The following is a 17,114-nucleotide window of genomic DNA, read 5'->3' as shown; positions in this document are numbered from 1 at the left end:
GCCTTTTTAATAAAGCTGGCAGGTCAACATTTTATACAATTTTCTCAACCTGCATATAATTCAGTTCCACCGGTGTTGATCTGCCGAAGATCTTCACGGTCACTTTCAGTTTTTTCTTTTCATCATTCACTTCTTCGATCACACCATTAAAATCATTGAATGGCCCTTCCACAATCTTAATGGTTTCTCCCACGATAAACGGCTCAACCATGCTTACACCACCCGCTTCAGCCATTTCATCCATCCGCCCCAGCATCTTATTCACCTCCGCTTTGCGAAGTGCAATCGGGTTATCCTTACCCAGGAAATGGATTACGCTGTTCGTATTCACAACCAGGTCCCTCAGGTCATCGCTCATCTTACCATCCAGCACCTCAACCATTACATAACCGGGATAATAGTTACGCTCACGCATCACCTTCTTCCCATTCTGCACCTTGTATACTTTTTCTACCGGAAGAAATACCTGCTTCACTACCTTCTCAAACTCACTTCTCGAGATCTCCTTATCCAGATACTCCTTCACCTTCCGCTCTTTACCACTAACGACCCGCAGTACGTACCACTTGGTATCCTGCTGGGGCGCTTCGGGAGTTACGTTATCTGTTGTGTTTACCTCTTCCATTATTTAACTATAAAGGATTTTGTATAAAAAATTCAGCCCACCGCCGGCAATAAAATCCATCAGCCAGATCATCACAGTGATCAAAACTGTAGCGCCCAGCACAATCATAGTAGACTGCTGCAGTTCACTCCAGGTTGGCCAGGTCACTTTTTCTGCCAGCTCCTTATAGCTGTTTTTTACATAATCTGCGAACTTGCTCATCTTAATAGTTTATGGTTCATAGTTTATGGTTCACGGTTATGTAACATTACTATGAACTATTAACGAATAAACAATGAACGTGTTTAGCACGGGCACAAGGATTCGAACCCTGATCAAAGGTTTTGGAGACCTCTATTCTACCATTGAACTATGCCCGTGTATAGCCGGGATATACCCGGCTTAAGAACTATTTTTAAATATAAAGTACTTAGACTGTACCGCCCAAGTACTCTATATAAATATTAGCCAGCGTCCATACTCCCTTTCGGGGGGATGGTGCCTTATTTGATGATCTCGGTTACCTGACCTGCGCCTACTGTACGTCCGCCTTCACGGATCGCAAACTTCAGACCTTTTTCCATCGCGATCGGAGTGATCAGTTTTACAGTCAGTGAAGTGTTATCACCAGGCATGATCATTTCAGTACCTTCAGCCAGCGTACACTCACCGGTTACGTCTGTAGTACGGAAATAGAACTGCGGACGGTATTTGTTAAAGAACGGAGTATGACGACCACCTTCATCTTTGCTCAGTACATAAACCTCAGCTTTGAATTCAGTGTGCGGAGTGATAGATCCGGGTTTGCAGATAACCATACCACGACGGATCTGGGTTTTCTCAATACCACGCAACAGCAGACCTGCGTTATCACCAGCTTCACCTTCGTCCAGGATTTTGCGGAACATTTCCACACCTGTTACAGTAGAAGTCAGGGGTTTTTCCATCAGACCTACGATTTCTACAGGCTCACCGGTTTTAACTTTACCTCTTTCGATACGACCTGTAGCAACAGTACCACGACCAGTGATTGAGAACACGTCCTCAACACTCATCAGGAACGGAAGATCGATCGGACGGGGAGGCAGCGGAATGTAGCTGTCTACAGCATCCATCAGTTCAGTGATGGCGCCAACCCATTTTTCGTCACCAGCTAATGCGCCGGTTGCAGAACCTTTGATGATCGGAGTGTTATCACCGTCGAAACCACGCTTAGTTAACTCATCGCGTACTTCCATTTCAACCAGGTCTAACAGTTCAGGATCATCAACCAGGTCAACTTTATTTAAGAAAACCACCATTTTAGGTACACCAACCTGTGCAGCCAAAAGGATATGTTCTTTTGTTTGAGGCATCGGACCATCAGTAGCAGCTACTACCAGGATGGCTCCATCCATCTGAGCAGCACCAGTGATCATATTTTTAACGTAGTCAGCGTGACCGGGGCAATCTACGTGTGCATAGTGACGGGTTGCAGTTTCATATTCTACGTGAGCGGTATTGATTGTAATACCTCTTTCTTTTTCCTCGGGTGCACCATCAATATCATCGTATTTTTTTGCCTGAGCTAAACCTTTTTTAGAAAGAATATCGGTAATAGCGGCAGTCAAAGTGGTCTTACCATGGTCAACGTGGCCAATGGTACCAATGTTTACGTGGGGTTTCTCCCTCTTAAAGGTCTCTTTTGACATTGTTATCTTTTTTTAATTGTTTTTACTAAATTTTTATTATTCACAAATCCAGCCAAAGCTGGATTGCAACGCTTTAGCTGAATCGCTGTATAAACGCAATTCATCTAAAATACCAAAAGAAGCGCCCGATATCCCGGATGAACCGGAATGGTTGCTTCTGCGAAGAGCCGTTGATGAGAATTGAACTCACGACCTCTTCCTTACCAAGGAAGTGCTCTACCCCTGAGCTACAACGGCGATCTCAGTTGATAGCTCCGGGTTTTTGTTACAAAAAACCCGCCTGCAAGGGCAGGTACACTACAAACGAAACGGAGCGGGAGACGAGGCTCGAACTCGCCACCTATAGCTTGGAAGGCTATCGCTCTACCAAATGAGCTACTCCCGCTTATCAATTTGAAAATTTGAGAATACGCTAACTTTAAAATTAACCTACCTGCAAATATTCAAATTCAAAGAACTGTTAATAATTGCCAAATGTGTCATTTTCAAATCAGCACATTTTGCAAATTCAACTGTGGGCAGTGAAGGATTCGAACCTCCGTACTCCGAAGAGAACAGATTTACAGTCTGTCGCCTTTAACCACTCGGCCAACTACCCAAACCAAAGCCACTCCCGAAGGAATGCTTTTGAGCCGAAGAAGGGAGTCGAACCCGCGACCTGCTGATTACAAATCAGCTGCTCTACCAACTGAGCTACTTCGGCTTGTTTTGTTTCCGTTTTACTCGTTGGACAGATCAAAGACCGGGATTGAATCCGCGACCTTCCCGCTACAGGCGGGATGCTCTACCAACTGAGCTACTTCGGCTTATAAAAAGAACTAATTTTCTGATCGTTAGGTACTCCTGTGAGCTACTCAACCGCCCCAAAAATTTGGAAAGCAAAGGTAAGGTTTTTTTGCAATTCAATGAATTTTGTTAGCTACTTTTTTTATATTTTTTTATTCCGGAAATAAAAGCTCTAAATAACGCAATTCCCGGGGATTTTATTCCGGTTTCTGCGCAGCTCTCAATATTAAAACAGGTCGTCGTGCTTCATCCCTCATACCTGTATGCCGGTCAACCAGCGCCGGATCAGGCTGAGGCACTGCAATTTTACGGGGTACAAACCCCGAACATAGAAGCGTATTTACCCCTGTTGCCATCGTCCGGTGCTATTTGATCACTTCATGATCCGGGAAACGGGTCACCCTTCTTCCCTCTTCCGGGTAACGATCCACCGGCCAGCGCACCCGGTTTCCTGCGGCATTATAAAACCAGTCCTGTGCTGCCTATACAGTAAATGTGGGGGCTCCGCCAAAAAACCCGGCAATCGCCTGGCGCCTGCATCTCATAATGAACCGGAATCAATTTTATTAAAATGCGTAATTACTAGTGGTTTGTGAGGACACAAACCACGGCCCACGCCACGGTCAGTGTCCTCACTGACCGTGAAAAGAAATAATTTTGATGCCGGCTTATTATCAAATATCTTTTCACAAACAGCCTCATAGTCTGCTACATAATGCAGTGCAGGCGAACTGATTACCACGTCAGAAAAGTCCGGCGAAAAATTAATCGCTTCAATCAGGCAACTTCAGGTAACGGATCCGGGAATACTCCTCGTCGATTTCCGCCCGTTCGAGCATTTCGGCAGACAGGTCTATGCCTGTTACCTCCTGTGTCCCCTGCTCTTCAGTATAATGGCAATGCCATCCAAACCACGCCCAGGTCCGGCACCCGCTTCCCCTTCAGACCTGGTAGCATGACGCGTAACACCGGCCGCCCTCCTGCTGCGCTCAACCCTTCCTGTGAACGGGGCATGCGACTATCACTTTCAAAAAACGCGGAGTCGTCGTATTTGTTTTGCTCCATGCTGCAAAATTACCAATCGCGTTTTTTAATTACGGTTCTGAAAAAACCACGGGCTTTGTTGCCGGAGGGATACCCGTATTTATCATAAAAAACGGACCCGAAGGAAATATAGCCATACAGGCTGTCCCCTATCCGAATGTTCAGGGTGTCATTTTTTAAATATGCCTGGCAATTACTATGCGCCCCTATATTATTTTGGAAATACGGTTCCTTTCCTTCAACATAATTTCGTGTGGTAATATAATAATCTACTTCGGTGGAACCTCCTTCCGGAAGGGAATGGTCACCGGCCTCTTTAAAGGAGTTTAAAAGAGGTTCCTCTTTGCCATTCATTCGCTGATAGGCCGCATCAGCAGAAAGCTGCGGATTCACTTCAAAAATGTTCCAATAACGATCATCCCCGGAAGGAACGGCAAACCGCTGCAGATTACGCGTGTCATACTTAGACACACTATCCACGATCATTTCCATCCGGTAGCGCGGCAATTGAAGGTACGTACTTTCAACTGGCTTTGACCGGCATCCGCTCAAGGCCCCGGCCAACAACAGCACAAGGTATCTGGTACGCATAAAAATTTCATTTTACCAAGGATGCTTTTGCCAACAAATTACATAAAAGGCCTGCGGCAACTCTTCCCGGAACAGCCAGCACATCAAATACATGTATACAAACGCTTTTATAATTTTTAAAAAGCAGTATCGTATCTGTTCTGTTCCATACGCTAAAACCACTGCAAAGGCCAAACTCAGGATCAACCCGGCCAGATTCAGGAACCCGGATCCGGCTCCGGCTCCGGGGACAGATCTTTGAGTTTCATAAGATCATCAACATAAAAAATATTTATATGAACAGAATGGCTTCGGGCATCTCCCCGGCTCAGCATCGGTTAAGCATACTTGTACTGCTCTCCCTATTTCTGTGCTTTACAGCGGATGCGCAAACAAAATACGGCTCAAGAATGCTGTTCTTCAATGATTCAACAGCTATTTTTATCGGCAATAATTATATCCGCAATAATGATAACATCCAATACCAGCCTTTTGATGTAAAAATGCCTTTTAGGGACTTTTATTTTACGATCTACGGCAGCCGTGTCATGATCACCACTTATAATATGCAGGACCTGCTAAAAAAAGGCGGCTATACAACACAAAGCGCTATCCGGGATACTGTAAAGGCGGATATTCCCTACTTCAACTTAGCCACTCTCGAATATCATCTGGATAAAAAGGGAACTGCGGATACCCAATGGAAGCCGGTTCTGAGCAGTAATGCATACCCCGACACTGTTGTACGTTCCATTCATGCCCGGAAAACCATCTTTTACAGAAGCGGGTATCTGCTCTGTGATGACAGCCTGGCAAATGGTGAAACAATAACGCTTTCCTTTCGCCAAAGGAACGACAATACAGCTTTCCTGAAGATCCATTTAACAAAAAAGTCGGCTCTGGAATCTCCACCCTGCCTGATGGGTGTCCTGGAAAATCACAATAAAAACACCGGGCTGGTGCCATTCATTCGTCAGGCGTTGGAACAGTATCAATCCTGGAATACAAAATTCTACGAAGACCGGCCGGGACAAAGCGACACCGGCAACATTACACTGTTACCCGATACGAAAGCGGCATATTATTTCCGGGAACGGGATGATATTGCCAACGATTCCATATTTGAATACCGGTTACTGACAGGCAATGATCAAACGGCCCCATGGAAGAAATCGGATCATATCATTTTTATAACCCAGCTGAAGGCAGGCCGGCAATACGAGCTTCAGGTAAGATATGCTGATAAGCCGCAATACATTTATACAAAAAAATTTCATACCGCCCGCCTGTGGTACCAGGCACTTTGGTTTAAGGGGGGCATTGCCGCTTTTAGCCTGCTGGCGCTGCTGTTGTTGCTTTCGTACGCCAAACAAAAACGCCAGCAAAGACTACAACGGGAACAAAGCAATAAAATTAAAATGCTTTATGCCCAGCTCAATCCTCACTTCATATTTAACGCTTTGGGATCGATCCAGGGCTTATTAAACAACAGCCGGATAGAGGAAGCCAACCAGTACCTTTCAGGTTTTGGCAGCCTGTTGCGGGCCACCTTCGATGGCACCAATAAAAGATATATTACTTTAGAAGCCGAATTAAAAAACCTGAAGATCTATACTAACCTGGAGCAACTGCGCCAATTTTTCCGATATACCACAACCTTTGATCCCGGTATCGCCCCCCAGGAAATAGAAATGCTGCCCCTGCTCTTTCAGCCTCTTATTGAAAATGCCGTAAAGCATGGCCATAAAAACGACAGCGGCACATTGGTAGTAACCCTTTCTGTGAAGAGACAAAAGAATAATATACGCATCCTGGTCGAAGACAATGGCTGCGGGTTCGATACCAGCCGCCCGCATGCCGGCAATGGGCTGCGCCTGGTGCGGGAGCGGATCTCATTGTTCAATAACACATCAGCCATAAGAAAAATTAAGTTCCATATAAAAAGCGGGGCAGGCGGAACTTCAGTTATATTAGAGTTTGTAAACTGGATTGAAAATGATCAGGACACTTATAATAGAAGATGAACTTCACAACCGCAATAATCTGCAGTATTTATTAGAAAAATATTGCAGCGGCATCGATATAGTGGCTACAGCCAGGGATGCAGACGAAGCCATCAGCCAGATCCATACCCTTCAGCCACAACTCCTGTTTTTAGATATTCAGCTGCCCCGGAAAAACGGATTTCAGTTACTGCAGGAATTAGGTAAGTATGATTTTGAAGTTATATTTGTTACGGCCTTTAGCGAATACGGGATCCAGGCAATAAAATTTTCGGCCATCGATTACCTGCTGAAACCGGTGAACATTGAAGAATTGGTCCATGCGGTAACAAAAGCCACGGAAAGGATCCATCAGAAACACGAAAATAAAAATTTAAAAAACCTCCTGCACTATTTGCGGGACATCAGTGACAAAGCGAATCACCGGATCGCAGTTTCTTCGATCAGGGAAATACGGCTTGTTCCGGTTCAGGAAATCATCAGGGCAAAAAGCGAAAATTCCTATACTTATTTTTACCTGTCGGGGGGAGAAAAACTGTTGTCAACCACTCCTATTGCCACCTATGAAGAATTACTGGGCTCTTATGGCTTTATCCGGTGCCATCAATCGCATCTTGTTAATAAGACATTCGTGAAAAGCTTTTTAAAGACCGACGGCTATTCCCTGCTCATGACAGATAACGCCATCGTTCCCGTCTCAAAGCAAAAAAAGGACTTTACAAAGTCAGCGCTTCTTTCCCTAAACGAAAAAAACGTATAAGATTCTATCTTATACGTTTTTAAAAATAAGTCAATAAGGTTTTTTATCCTATTGGCCCGGATTATTCTTCTTCGTCGAATGACATCGCCTCACGTGCAGTCTGCAACAACTCGTATTCTTCCTTGCTTCCTACGATCATGTTCTCAAACTCACGCAAACCGGTGCCGGCAGGGATATGGTGACCTGTGATCACGTTCTCCTTCAGACCGAGCATTTCATCGGCTTTACCATGAATAGCCGCGGAGGACAGTACCTTGGTGGTTTCCTGGAAGGAAGCCGCCGAGATCCAGCTTTGTACACCCAGAGAAGCCTTGGTGATCCCCAGCAGCGTAGGTGCTGAAGTGGCAGGCTGCGCATCGCGGAACTCCACTGTTTTTTTGTCGTTACGACGCAGTACGGAATTTTCTTCACGGAGCTCTCTCAGGCTGATGATCTGACCCGCACGCAGTTTACCAGAATCACCCGGATCGGTGATCACTTTCTTCTCGTATACGAAATCGTTCTCATCCACAAATTCAAACTTATCTACCAGGTCATCTTCCAGGAAACGGGTATCACCCGGATCCACGATGCTAACCTTACGCATCATCTGGCGAACGATCACCTCAATGTGCTTGTCATTGATACGTACACCCTGTAAGCGGTATACCTCCTGGATCTCATTTACCACGTACTGCTGTACGGCGAATGGTCCCTGGATCGAAAGAATATCCTGCGGAGAGATCTGTCCATCGCTCATCGGGCTACCCGCTTTTACAAAGTCGCCATCCTGTGCCAGGATCTGTCTTGTAAGCGGCACTAAGTATTTACGGGTTACACCGTCTTTTGCTTCGATAATGATCTCCCTGTTACCCCGTTTAATGGCGCCCATAGAAACCACACCATCGATTTCCGATACCACAGCCGGGCTGCTGGGGTTCCGGGCTTCAAACAGTTCGGTTACACGAGGCAGACCCCCGGTGATATCTTTCAGTTTACCTAAGATCCGCGGTATTTTCACCAGTACTCTACCGGCTTTTATCTCATCACCATCGTCCAGCATCAGGTGGCTGCCTGTTGGTAAGTTATAGGATTTATTTTCCTTGCCCTCCACAACAATCGATGGGATCTTTGTTTTATCACGGGTTTCAATTACCACTTTTTCACGGTGACCGGTTTGCTCATCCGCTTCTTCACGGTAGGTGATACCCTCGATTACATTTTCAAATTTCAGTACACCATCGGTTTCTGCAATGATCACATTGTTATATGGATCCCATGAACAGATCGCATCACCCTTAGTGATCTTCTGGCCATCTTTTACCAGCAAGGTAGATCCGTAAGGAATATTATTGGTAATTAACAGGCGGTCATTTTTGGTGTCGATGATACGGGCTTCACCGGTACGGCCGATCACCACACGTACATCATCACCTTCAGCATTGGTGGTTATAACAGAACGAACCCCGTCAAACTGGATGGTTCCGTCAAACTTGGCCAGCAAAGTAGAATCTACAGAAGCAGATCCGGCCACACCACCCACGTGGAAGGTACGCAGGGTTAACTGTGTACCCGGCTCACCAATGGACTGGGCTGCGATGATACCCACAGCGTCCCCTTTCTGAGCGAGGATACCGGATGCCAGGTTCTTACCATAGCACTTTACGCAACAGCCACGCTTGCTTTCGCAGGTAAGCACAGAGCGGATCTCGATGGATTCGATACCGGCAGCTTCGATAGCACGGGCTTTTTCTGCAGAAATTTCTGTACCCGCTTCCAGCAACAGCTCGTCGGTCTGCGGATCATAGATATCATGCAGGGAAGTACGGCCTTCGATACGATCAGCCAGCGGCTCAATCACGTCTTCATTGTCTTTTAACGCAACAATGGAAATACCTCTTAATGTACCACAATCTTCTTCAGTAATTACTACATCCTGTGCTACATCCACCAAACGACGGGTCAGGTAACCCGCATCCGCCGTTTTCAACGCCGTATCCGCAAGACCTTTACGCGCACCGTGGGTAGAAATGAAGTAATCCAATACATTCAGTCCGCCTTTAAAGTTGGAAAGGATCGGGTTTTCAATGATCTCAGATCCAGTAGAACCTGATTTTCTTGGTTTGGCCATCAATCCCCTGATACCTGCCAGCTGTTTGATCTGCTGCTTGCTACCACGGGCTCCGGAATCCAGCATCATGTATACAGAGTTGAACCCTTGTTTATCGGTGCTCAGTTCACGGATCAGTGTTTCTGTAAGACGGGTATCCACACGGCTCCAGATATCAACGATCTGGTTATAACGCTCGTTATTGGTGATCAATCCCATGTTGTAGTTATCCCACACTTCATCAACCTCACCCTTCGCATTATCCAGCAGTTCCTGCTTGATATCCGGAATGATCAGGTCATTGATGCTAAAGGACAGTCCACCCTGGAAGGCCGTACGGAATCCTAATTGTTTAATATCGTCCAGGAACTTCGCAGTCTTGGGAACATCGGTGATCTCGATGATATCACCGATGATCTCCCGCAGGTTCTTTTTAGTCAGCAAGGCATTTACAAAACCTACTTCTTCCGGTACATTCTGGTTGAAAATAACCCGGCCTACAGTGGTTTCAATTAATTTCTTTTCCAGCTCACCGGTCTTCTCATTCCGCACAATGCCTTTAACCTTGATCCATGCATGAAGATCGATCTGCTTTTCATTGTACGCAATGATCACTTCTTCTGCAGAATAAAAGGCTTTTCCTTCTCCGCGTACTTTTTCAGTATCGGTAGATTTCTTTCCTTTTGTGATGTAGTACAGTCCCAGTACCATGTCCTGAGAAGGCAGGGTGATGGGCGTACCGTTCTGTGGGTTCAGGATGTTGTGGGAGGCCAGCATCAGCAGCTGGGCTTCCAGGATGGCCGCATTGCTCAGGGGCACGTGTACCGCCATCTGGTCACCATCAAAGTCGGCGTTGAAGGCCGCAGTAACCAGGGGGTGCAGCTGGATCGCTTTACCTTCGATCAGCTTCGGCTGGAAGGCCTGGATGGACAAACGGTGCAGCGTTGGGGCACGGTTTAACATTACCGGGTGCCCTTTTAAAATATTTTCAAGGATATCCCAAACCACCGCTTCTTTTTTATCAACCAGTTTACGGGCAGATTTTACGGTTTTTACGATACCTCTTTCGATCAGTTTACGGATGATAAATGGTTTGAACAGCTCGGCTGCCATGTCTTTCGGCAGACCGCATTCATGCATTTTCATTTCGGGTCCTACCACAATTACCGAACGGCCGGAGTAGTCCACACGTTTACCCAACAGGTTCTGACGGAAACGGCCCTGTTTTCCTTTCAGCACATCACTCAATGATTTCAGTGCCCGTCCGCCTTCCGCCTTAACGGCATTGGATTTTCTTGAGTTATCAAACAAAGAGTCGATCGCTTCCTGGAGCATCCGCTTTTCGTTACGCAGGATCACTTCAGGCGCTTTGATCTCCATCAGACGCTTCAGACGGTTGTTCCGGATAATTACCCGGCGGTACAGGTCGTTCAGATCCGAAGATGCAAAACGGCCGCCATCCAGGGGCACCAGCGGACGCAGTTCCGGCGGAATAACCGGGATGTACTGCATGATCATCCATTCCGGACGGTTGGTGATCCTTGTATTGGCATCGCGGAAGGCTTCGACAACGCTCAGCCTTTTGAGTGCGTCCGCTTTCCGCTGCTGGGAGGTTTCGGTAGCCGCGGAGTTTCTCAGATCAAAGGATAACTGATCCAGGTCGATGCGCTGCAACAGGTCATGCACCGCTTCAGCACCCATCTTCGCAATAAATTTCTGCGGATCATCATCGGGCAGGTACTGGTTATCTTTTGGCAGCGTATCCAGGATATCGAGGTATTCTTCTTCTGTTAACAGGTCACCATAATTTTGACCTTTATCTTCACGCACACCCGCCTGGATCACCACGTATCTTTCATAATAGATGATGGTCTCCAGTTTCTTGGAGCTCATTCCCAGCAGGTAACCGATCTTATTAGGCAGGGATTTGAAGTACCAGATATGTACCACCGGTACCACCAGTTTGATATGTCCCATGCGCTCACGGCGTACTTTCTTCTCTGTAACTTCCACACCACAACGGTCACACACGATGCCTTTGTAACGGATGCGTTTGTACTTTCCACAGGCACATTCATAGTCCTTTACCGGACCAAATATTCTTTCGCAAAACAAACCGTCACGTTCCGGTTTGTAAGTACGGTAGTTGATAGTTTCAGGCTTTAATACCTCACCATGACTTTTTTCCAGGATGGTATCCGGGGAAGCCAGACCGATGGTGATTTTTGAAAACGCTGCCTTTGGGCGATTGTCTTTTTTAGTAGCCATAATCTTATTGAAGATTTGAGATCCGGGATTTTGAGACTTGAGATCGTCAGCATCCTTTTCTCTATTTTAATTATCTTTTTTGCTTTGTTATTGATTCCGATTTGATGATCAATAGTGAAAGCCAACAGTAGATGCACCATTGACTTTTCACTATTCACTTTCTCTATTCAAAGGTCAGGTCTAATCCCAAGCCTCTTAATTCGTGTATCAATACATTGAACGACTCCGGTACTCCCGCTCTTGGAATATTGTCGCCTTTTACAATGCTCTCATAGGTTTTTGCACGGCCTATGATATCATCGGATTTGATGGTCAACAATTCCTGCAGGATGCTGGATGCTCCGTAGGCTTCCAGTGCCCATACTTCCATCTCACCAAAACGCTGACCTCCAAACTGGGCTTTACCACCCAGCGGCTGCTGTGTAATGAGACTATATGGCCCGATAGAACGTGCGTGCATCTTGTCATCCACCATGTGGTGCAGTTTGATCATATAGATCACACCCACGGTTGCTTTCTGGTGGAAGCGCTCCCCGGTTTCACCATCGTACAGGAACGTGTGGCCAAACTTCGGAATCGTCGCATCCGCACAGTATTTCTCAATCTCTTCCGGCTCGGCACCATCAAAGATCGGAGTAGCAAATTTCACACCCAGTTCTTTACCGGCCCATCCCAGTACGGTTTCGTAGATCTGGCCCAGGTTCATACGGCTTGGTACCCCCAGCGGGTTCAATACGATATCCACCGGGCTCCCGTCTTCCAGGAACGGCATATCTTCCTGCCGAACGATCTTGGCTACGATACCCTTGTTACCATGACGGCCCGCCATTTTATCCCCTACTTTCAGCTTACGCTTTACAGCCAGGTATACTTTTGCCAGCTTCAATACACCCGCGGGCAACTCATCCCCGATGGAGATATTGAATTTCTCGCGTTTGTATCTTCCCAGCTCTTCGTTGAATTTGATGTTGTAGTTGTGCAACAGCGTATTGATCTGGTCATTGATCTTGTCGTCGCTGGTCCAGCCCAAAGGATTGATGTTGGCATAATCCAGGGAGCCCAGGTTTTTGGCATGGAACTTCGATCCCTTGCCGATCACGATCTCATCAAAGCTGTTCATTACACCGGAAGAAACCTGGTTTTCCAGGATGGTAGCCAGTTTTTCCAGCAGCACATTCAACAGGTCCTGTTCGTTCTTTTCGTGTGCCTTGTCCAGTTTTTCGATCGCTGCTTTCTCCCGAACTTTTGCATTCTTATCTTTCTTGGCGCGCTGGAACAGTTTCTTACCAATCACCACACCTTCTACCCCGTTGGGCGCTTTTAAAGACGCATCTTTTGCATCGCCGGCTTTGTCACCAAAGATGGCACGGAGCAGTTTTTCTTCCGGGGTCGGATCGCTTTCCCCTTTCGGAGTGATCTTACCGATCAGGATATCGCCTTCCTTCACCTGGGCGCCGATCCGGATGATACCGTTTTCATCCAGGTCCTTTGTCGCCTCTTCAGAAACGTTCGGGATATCCGAGGTCAGTTCTTCCTCACCCAGTTTTGTATCCCGTACTTCCAGCTCATATTCGGAAATATGGATGGAAGTGAACATATCTTCTTTTACCACGCGCTCGCTGATCACGATCGCATCCTCAAAGTTGTAACCCTTCCAGGGCATGAATGCCACTTTCAGGTTCTTACCCAGGGCCAGCTCACCGTTGCGGGTAGCATAACCGTTGGTGAGGAAATCGCCCAGCTTCACCTTCTGCCCCTTCTTCACAGCGGGGTTCAGGTTCATACAGGTTTCGTGGTTGGTTTTGATGAACTTGGTCAATTTATAAACCTTCAGATCTTCTTCAAAGCTTACCAGTTTCTCATTCACATCGCGGTCATAACGCACATGAATTTCGTTGGCATCCACAAATTCAACCACCCCGTTTCCTTCAGCATGGATCTGGATCCGGGAATCCCGTGCCGCCTTGCCTTCGAGGCCGGTACCCACGATCGGCTCGTCGGGACGCAGCAGCGGAACGGCCTGGCGTTGCATGTTTGATCCCATCAGTGCCCGGTTGGCATCATCATGCTCCAGGAAGGGGATCAGGGAGGCGCTCAGTCCCACGATCTGGTTGGGCGCCACATCCATATATTCTACTTCGCTCTTGTCTAGGATCGGGAAATCGCCGGTTTCGCGGCTTTCCACGCGCTCATTCACAAAGTTGCCCTGCTCATCCAGCTTAGCGCTTGCCTGCGCAATCTTTGCAGTATCCTCTTCTTCTGCACTCAGCAGTTCCAGCTCCTTCATATTTACCTTACCATCGGTAACCTTGCGGTAAGGGGTTTCGATAAAGCCCATTTCATTGATCTTGGCATGTACGCAAAGCGTAGAGATCAGACCAATGTTCGGACCTTCCGGAGTTTCAATGGTACAAAGACGGCCATAGTGCGAGTAGTGTACGTCACGCACTTCAAACCCGGCACGCTCACGGCTCAGACCACCTGGCCCCAGTGCAGAGATACGACGTTTGTGTGTGATCTCTGATAAGGGGTTGGTCTGATCCAGGAACTGCGATAACTGGGAAGTTCCGAAGAACGAGTTGATCACAGAAGACAGGGTACGGGCATTGATCAGGTCAACCGGTGTAAACACCTCGTTGTCCCGCACGTTCATACGCTCACGGATGGTACGGGCCATACGGGCCAGACCAACACCGAACTGCGCATATAATTGTTCTCCTACGGTACGTACACGACGGTTGCTCAGGTGATCGATATCATCGATCTCCGCTTTACCATTGGTTAAACGTACCAGGTATTTAATGATCTCAATAATATCTTCCTTGGTAAGGGTCTTTTGCGTTACAGGTGCATCAATGTTCAGCTTACGGTTGATCTTGTAACGGCCTACTTCACCCAGGTCATAACGCTTGTCGCTAAAGAACAGTTTGTCAATGATACCGCGGGCGGTTTCGTTATCCGGTGCATCTGCGCCTCTTAACTGGCGGTAGATGAACTGAACGGCTTCCAGCTCACTGTTGGAAGTATCTTTATTTAATGTATTGTAGATGATGGCATAATCTCCACCCACATCTTCACGCTGTACAAAAACGCTCTTCACATCCATATCAGCAATGATATCGATCGCTTCCTCATCCAGCACCACATCGCGCTCCATTACGATCTCATTCCGCTCAATGGAAACCACCTCACCGGTATCCTCATCCACAAAATCTTCCACCCAGGTACGCAATACACGTGCCGCCAGGCGTTTGCCCAGCTGTTTTTCCAGTGATTTGCGGTCGCCGGGAACCTCATCGGCCATACCAAAAAGTTCAAGGATATCCTTATCCGTTTCATAACCGATAGAACGCAGCAGGGTCGTTACCGGGAATTTCTTCTTCCGGTCGATATATGCGTACATTACGTTGTTGATATCGGTAGCGAACTCCATCCAGGATCCTTTAAAAGGGATCACACGGGCGGAGTAGATCTTTGTTCCGTTGGGGTGTACCGACTGGCCAAAGAATACGCCCGGGGAACGGTGCAGCTGGGATACTACCACACGTTCTGCCCCGTTGATCACAAAGGTACCACGGGGGGTCATGTACGGGATATTACCCAAAAATACGTCCTGTACAATGGTTTGAAAATCTACGTGCTCTTCGTCATTACAGCTCAGCCGCAGCTTTGCTTTCAAGGGTACAGCGTAGGTCAGGCCCCGCTCCATACACTCATCGATCGAGTAACGGGGAGGATCGATAAAGTAGTCCAGGAACTCCAGTACAAAGATATTGCGGGTATCGGTGATCGGGAAATTATCCTTAAATACCCGGAACAGGCCCTCAATATTGCGTTTGTCTGGTGTGGTTTCTAATTGGAAAAACTCCTTAAAGGATTGAATCTGAACTTCCAGAAGATCCGGTGTTTCCGCTAAATGCTTGATCTTTCCGAAATTTACTCTTGAATTCACTTTTGTAGATGACATATGTTATAAACCCGGTTTTTTAATGATTGATCTGGTACAAAACAAGAACAGGATTACTTTTATTGCTAAAAGAAATCCATTGAAATTCAATTACATGAACTTATTTTGTTTAATCAATTTTTTATTGGCCAAAATAAAAGGAAGGCAAAGTTAAGGAAAACTTTGAAAAGAAGAAAACTTCTCACAAGAATATTGCCAGAGTTTTCCATTTTTGAAAATTTATTACAAAAAAGGAACCCGGAACCGATACCGGCTCCGGGTTCTGTGCCGGGTTTCCCCGGCTATCTTATAATGCAACTTACTGACGTATTGCAACAGCAATTTTGGAATAGGCTTTCAGACCTTCCTTATCTACCTGCACAACCCGCACCATTTGCCTGTCTGGCTGCCGGTTTTCCTTATCCTCCGCGTTTTTGCGACAGGAAATAGCGGACACACTCATGCCACATACGATGAGGAAGGTATACAGTAATTTGTTTTTACGATTGAACAGCAACAGGATAAATCCTGCCGCAAAAATGGCGATACCCATATAGGCAGCACCACCGGCGCCCAGGTCCTTTTCAAAACTGTATTCAATAGCCTTTTCAGAGTTCCCGTTCTCGGCTTTGCTGGCTACCCGGCCCACGGTCTTATAGCTGGAATCCGCGCCCATTACCTGTATATCAAAAAAATCATTATTGGTTTCTGAAGCGGTGGTCCAGTTCACCACCAGTTTGTTCCCCACCAGTTTGGCGTCGTAGGATTGGAAGGTAACGGGCATGGCAGCAGTATTTGTGCTAACCGTATAGTCGGTATTTGTAGGAACCGGGTCCGTCGCCTGTGTTGGCGTTGTAAATATACCATGAACACCTATATTGTTTTCCTGGGCTGTGGCAGGATAGGTTACCGGAACCTGGAGAAATGTGATTTTATACTTTGAGCTCATTCCTGAAGGGGATTGATATTCAAGCATGGTAACCGCTTTTGTAGTGCCGGTCCAGGTGTAAGTTTGCCCTACCCCGGTTCCGGAGGTTGATAATGTCCAGTCAAACAAAGCCGACCCATCCCCTGAAGGGGCCGGGGTAATAACGGATGCATCCAGCTTGGTGAAACTAAACTTAATTGTTCCACTTTTATTTCCACTGGTGGTAAAAGTATATCCATTGCCACCAGGAGTCCCGGTCACAAAAAAATCAAAAGAGATATCCACCTTTCCATTGGGATAAGATGCAGCAGACATGGTCCCATTATTTAACACCCAGTCATCTGCCGAAGCAACTATGGAGAGAAGGAAAAGAAAGGTACTTAACAGGGTAAATTTAATTTTCATTGTATTTGGATTTAAAATAT

Annotated in this window: 10 protein-coding genes and 6 tRNA genes; 2 read left to right on the top strand and 14 right to left on the bottom strand. The window is 46.7% G+C overall.

Translation table 11 applies throughout. The features are described from left to right. Positions 1-31: 31 nt before the first annotated feature. The 11 genes from nusG to BLS44_RS23050 all read right to left on the bottom strand — a co-directional run bounded on the left by nusG (position 32) and on the right by BLS44_RS23050 (position 4,716). Positions 32-625: a transcription termination/antitermination protein NusG gene (nusG, locus tag BLS44_RS23100; RefSeq protein WP_090392896.1), complete on the bottom strand. Its 594-nt coding sequence runs from the start codon at positions 623-625 to the stop codon at positions 32-34. Between the two features lie 3 nt (positions 626-628). After that, positions 629-826 (bottom strand): preprotein translocase subunit SecE, encoded by a 198-nt coding sequence (secE, locus tag BLS44_RS23095; RefSeq protein WP_090392893.1) that lies wholly within the window; start codon positions 824-826, stop codon positions 629-631. Between the two features lie 87 nt (positions 827-913). Further along, positions 914-984 (bottom strand) — tRNA-Trp (locus BLS44_RS23090). Between the two features lie 123 nt (positions 985-1,107). Next, positions 1,108-2,295 carry an elongation factor Tu gene (gene tuf, locus BLS44_RS23085; RefSeq protein ID WP_090392891.1) on the bottom strand — a complete coding sequence of 396 codons (1,188 nt, stop codon included), beginning with the start codon at positions 2,293-2,295 and terminating at the stop codon, positions 1,108-1,110. A gap of 165 nt (positions 2,296-2,460) precedes the next feature. After that, positions 2,461-2,532 (bottom strand) — tRNA-Thr (locus BLS44_RS23080). A 75-nt stretch (positions 2,533-2,607) separates the two neighbouring features. Next, a tRNA-Gly gene (locus BLS44_RS23075) sits at positions 2,608-2,680 on the bottom strand. Positions 2,681-2,810: 130 nt separating this feature from the next. Continuing rightward, positions 2,811-2,893 (bottom strand) — tRNA-Tyr (locus tag BLS44_RS23070). Between the two features lie 32 nt (positions 2,894-2,925). Then, positions 2,926-2,998: transfer RNA gene (locus BLS44_RS23065), tRNA-Thr, on the bottom strand. Positions 2,999-3,026: 28 nt separating this feature from the next. After that, positions 3,027-3,099, bottom strand: a tRNA-Thr gene (locus BLS44_RS23060). A gap of 867 nt (positions 3,100-3,966) precedes the next feature. Then, positions 3,967-4,146, bottom strand: coding sequence for a hypothetical protein (locus BLS44_RS23055; protein WP_090392889.1), 180 nt, complete (start codon positions 4,144-4,146; stop codon positions 3,967-3,969). A 9-nt stretch (positions 4,147-4,155) separates the two neighbouring features. Further along, positions 4,156-4,716, bottom strand: a complete 561-nt coding sequence (locus BLS44_RS23050; protein ID WP_090392887.1) for a hypothetical protein — start codon at positions 4,714-4,716, stop codon at positions 4,156-4,158. Positions 4,717-4,991: 275 nt separating this feature from the next. Here BLS44_RS23050 and BLS44_RS23045 point away from each other — a divergent pair, with 275 nt between their 5' ends. Next, positions 4,992-6,719 carry a sensor histidine kinase gene (locus BLS44_RS23045; protein ID WP_090392885.1) on the top strand — a complete coding sequence of 576 codons (1,728 nt, stop codon included), beginning with the start codon at positions 4,992-4,994 and terminating at the stop codon, positions 6,717-6,719. After that, entirely contained in the window at positions 6,691-7,458 is a 768-nt protein-coding gene (locus tag BLS44_RS23040) for a LytR/AlgR family response regulator transcription factor (protein WP_090392882.1), read from the top strand. Before BLS44_RS23045 ends, BLS44_RS23040 begins: the two co-directional genes overlap by 29 nt. Before the next feature lie 61 nt (positions 7,459-7,519). Here BLS44_RS23040 and rpoC read toward each other — a convergent pair whose 3' ends face one another. From rpoC to BLS44_RS23025, 3 genes are all read right to left on the bottom strand, one after another. Further along, on the bottom strand, positions 7,520-11,815 hold the full coding sequence (gene rpoC, locus BLS44_RS23035; RefSeq protein WP_090392880.1) for a DNA-directed RNA polymerase subunit beta': 4,296 nt from the start codon (positions 11,813-11,815) through the stop codon (positions 7,520-7,522). A gap of 163 nt (positions 11,816-11,978) precedes the next feature. Then, positions 11,979-15,782, bottom strand: a complete 3,804-nt coding sequence (gene rpoB / locus BLS44_RS23030) for a DNA-directed RNA polymerase subunit beta (protein ID WP_090392878.1) — start codon at positions 15,780-15,782, stop codon at positions 11,979-11,981. 298 nt (positions 15,783-16,080) lie between these two features. Further along, entirely contained in the window at positions 16,081-17,094 is a 1,014-nt protein-coding gene (locus tag BLS44_RS23025; RefSeq protein ID WP_090392876.1) for a hypothetical protein, read from the bottom strand. Positions 17,095-17,114 lie beyond the last annotated feature (20 nt).

This window comes from Niabella drilacis (genome assembly GCF_900101395.1).
GTDB lineage: Bacteria > Bacteroidota > Bacteroidia > Chitinophagales > Chitinophagaceae > Niabella > Niabella drilacis.
The sequence above is the reverse complement of the archived record's forward strand: the minus strand, read 5'-3'. Positions and strand labels throughout refer to the sequence as shown.

Excerpts from the sequence above, each read along its gene's own strand:
- nusG (WP_090392896.1), bottom strand. The coding sequence starts at position 625 with ATGGAAGAGGTAAACACAACAGATAACGTAACTCCCGAAGCGCCCCAG.
- rpoC (WP_090392880.1), bottom strand. The coding sequence starts at position 11,815 with ATGGCTACTAAAAAAGACAATCGCCCAAAGGCAGCGTTTTCAAAAATC.
- BLS44_RS23045 (WP_090392885.1), top strand. The coding sequence starts at position 4,992 with ATGAACAGAATGGCTTCGGGCATCTCCCCGGCTCAGCATCGGTTAAGC.
- rpoB (WP_090392878.1), bottom strand. The coding sequence starts at position 15,782 with ATGTCATCTACAAAAGTGAATTCAAGAGTAAATTTCGGAAAGATCAAG.
- BLS44_RS23055 (WP_090392889.1), bottom strand. The coding sequence starts at position 4,146 with ATGGAGCAAAACAAATACGACGACTCCGCGTTTTTTGAAAGTGATAGT.
- tuf (WP_090392891.1), bottom strand. The coding sequence starts at position 2,295 with ATGTCAAAAGAGACCTTTAAGAGGGAGAAACCCCACGTAAACATTGGT.
- BLS44_RS23025 (WP_090392876.1), bottom strand. The coding sequence starts at position 17,094 with ATGAAAATTAAATTTACCCTGTTAAGTACCTTTCTTTTCCTTCTCTCC.
- BLS44_RS23040 (WP_090392882.1), top strand. The coding sequence starts at position 6,691 with ATGATCAGGACACTTATAATAGAAGATGAACTTCACAACCGCAATAAT.
- BLS44_RS23050 (WP_090392887.1), bottom strand. The coding sequence starts at position 4,716 with ATGCGTACCAGATACCTTGTGCTGTTGTTGGCCGGGGCCTTGAGCGGA.
- secE (WP_090392893.1), bottom strand. The coding sequence starts at position 826 with ATGAGCAAGTTCGCAGATTATGTAAAAAACAGCTATAAGGAGCTGGCA.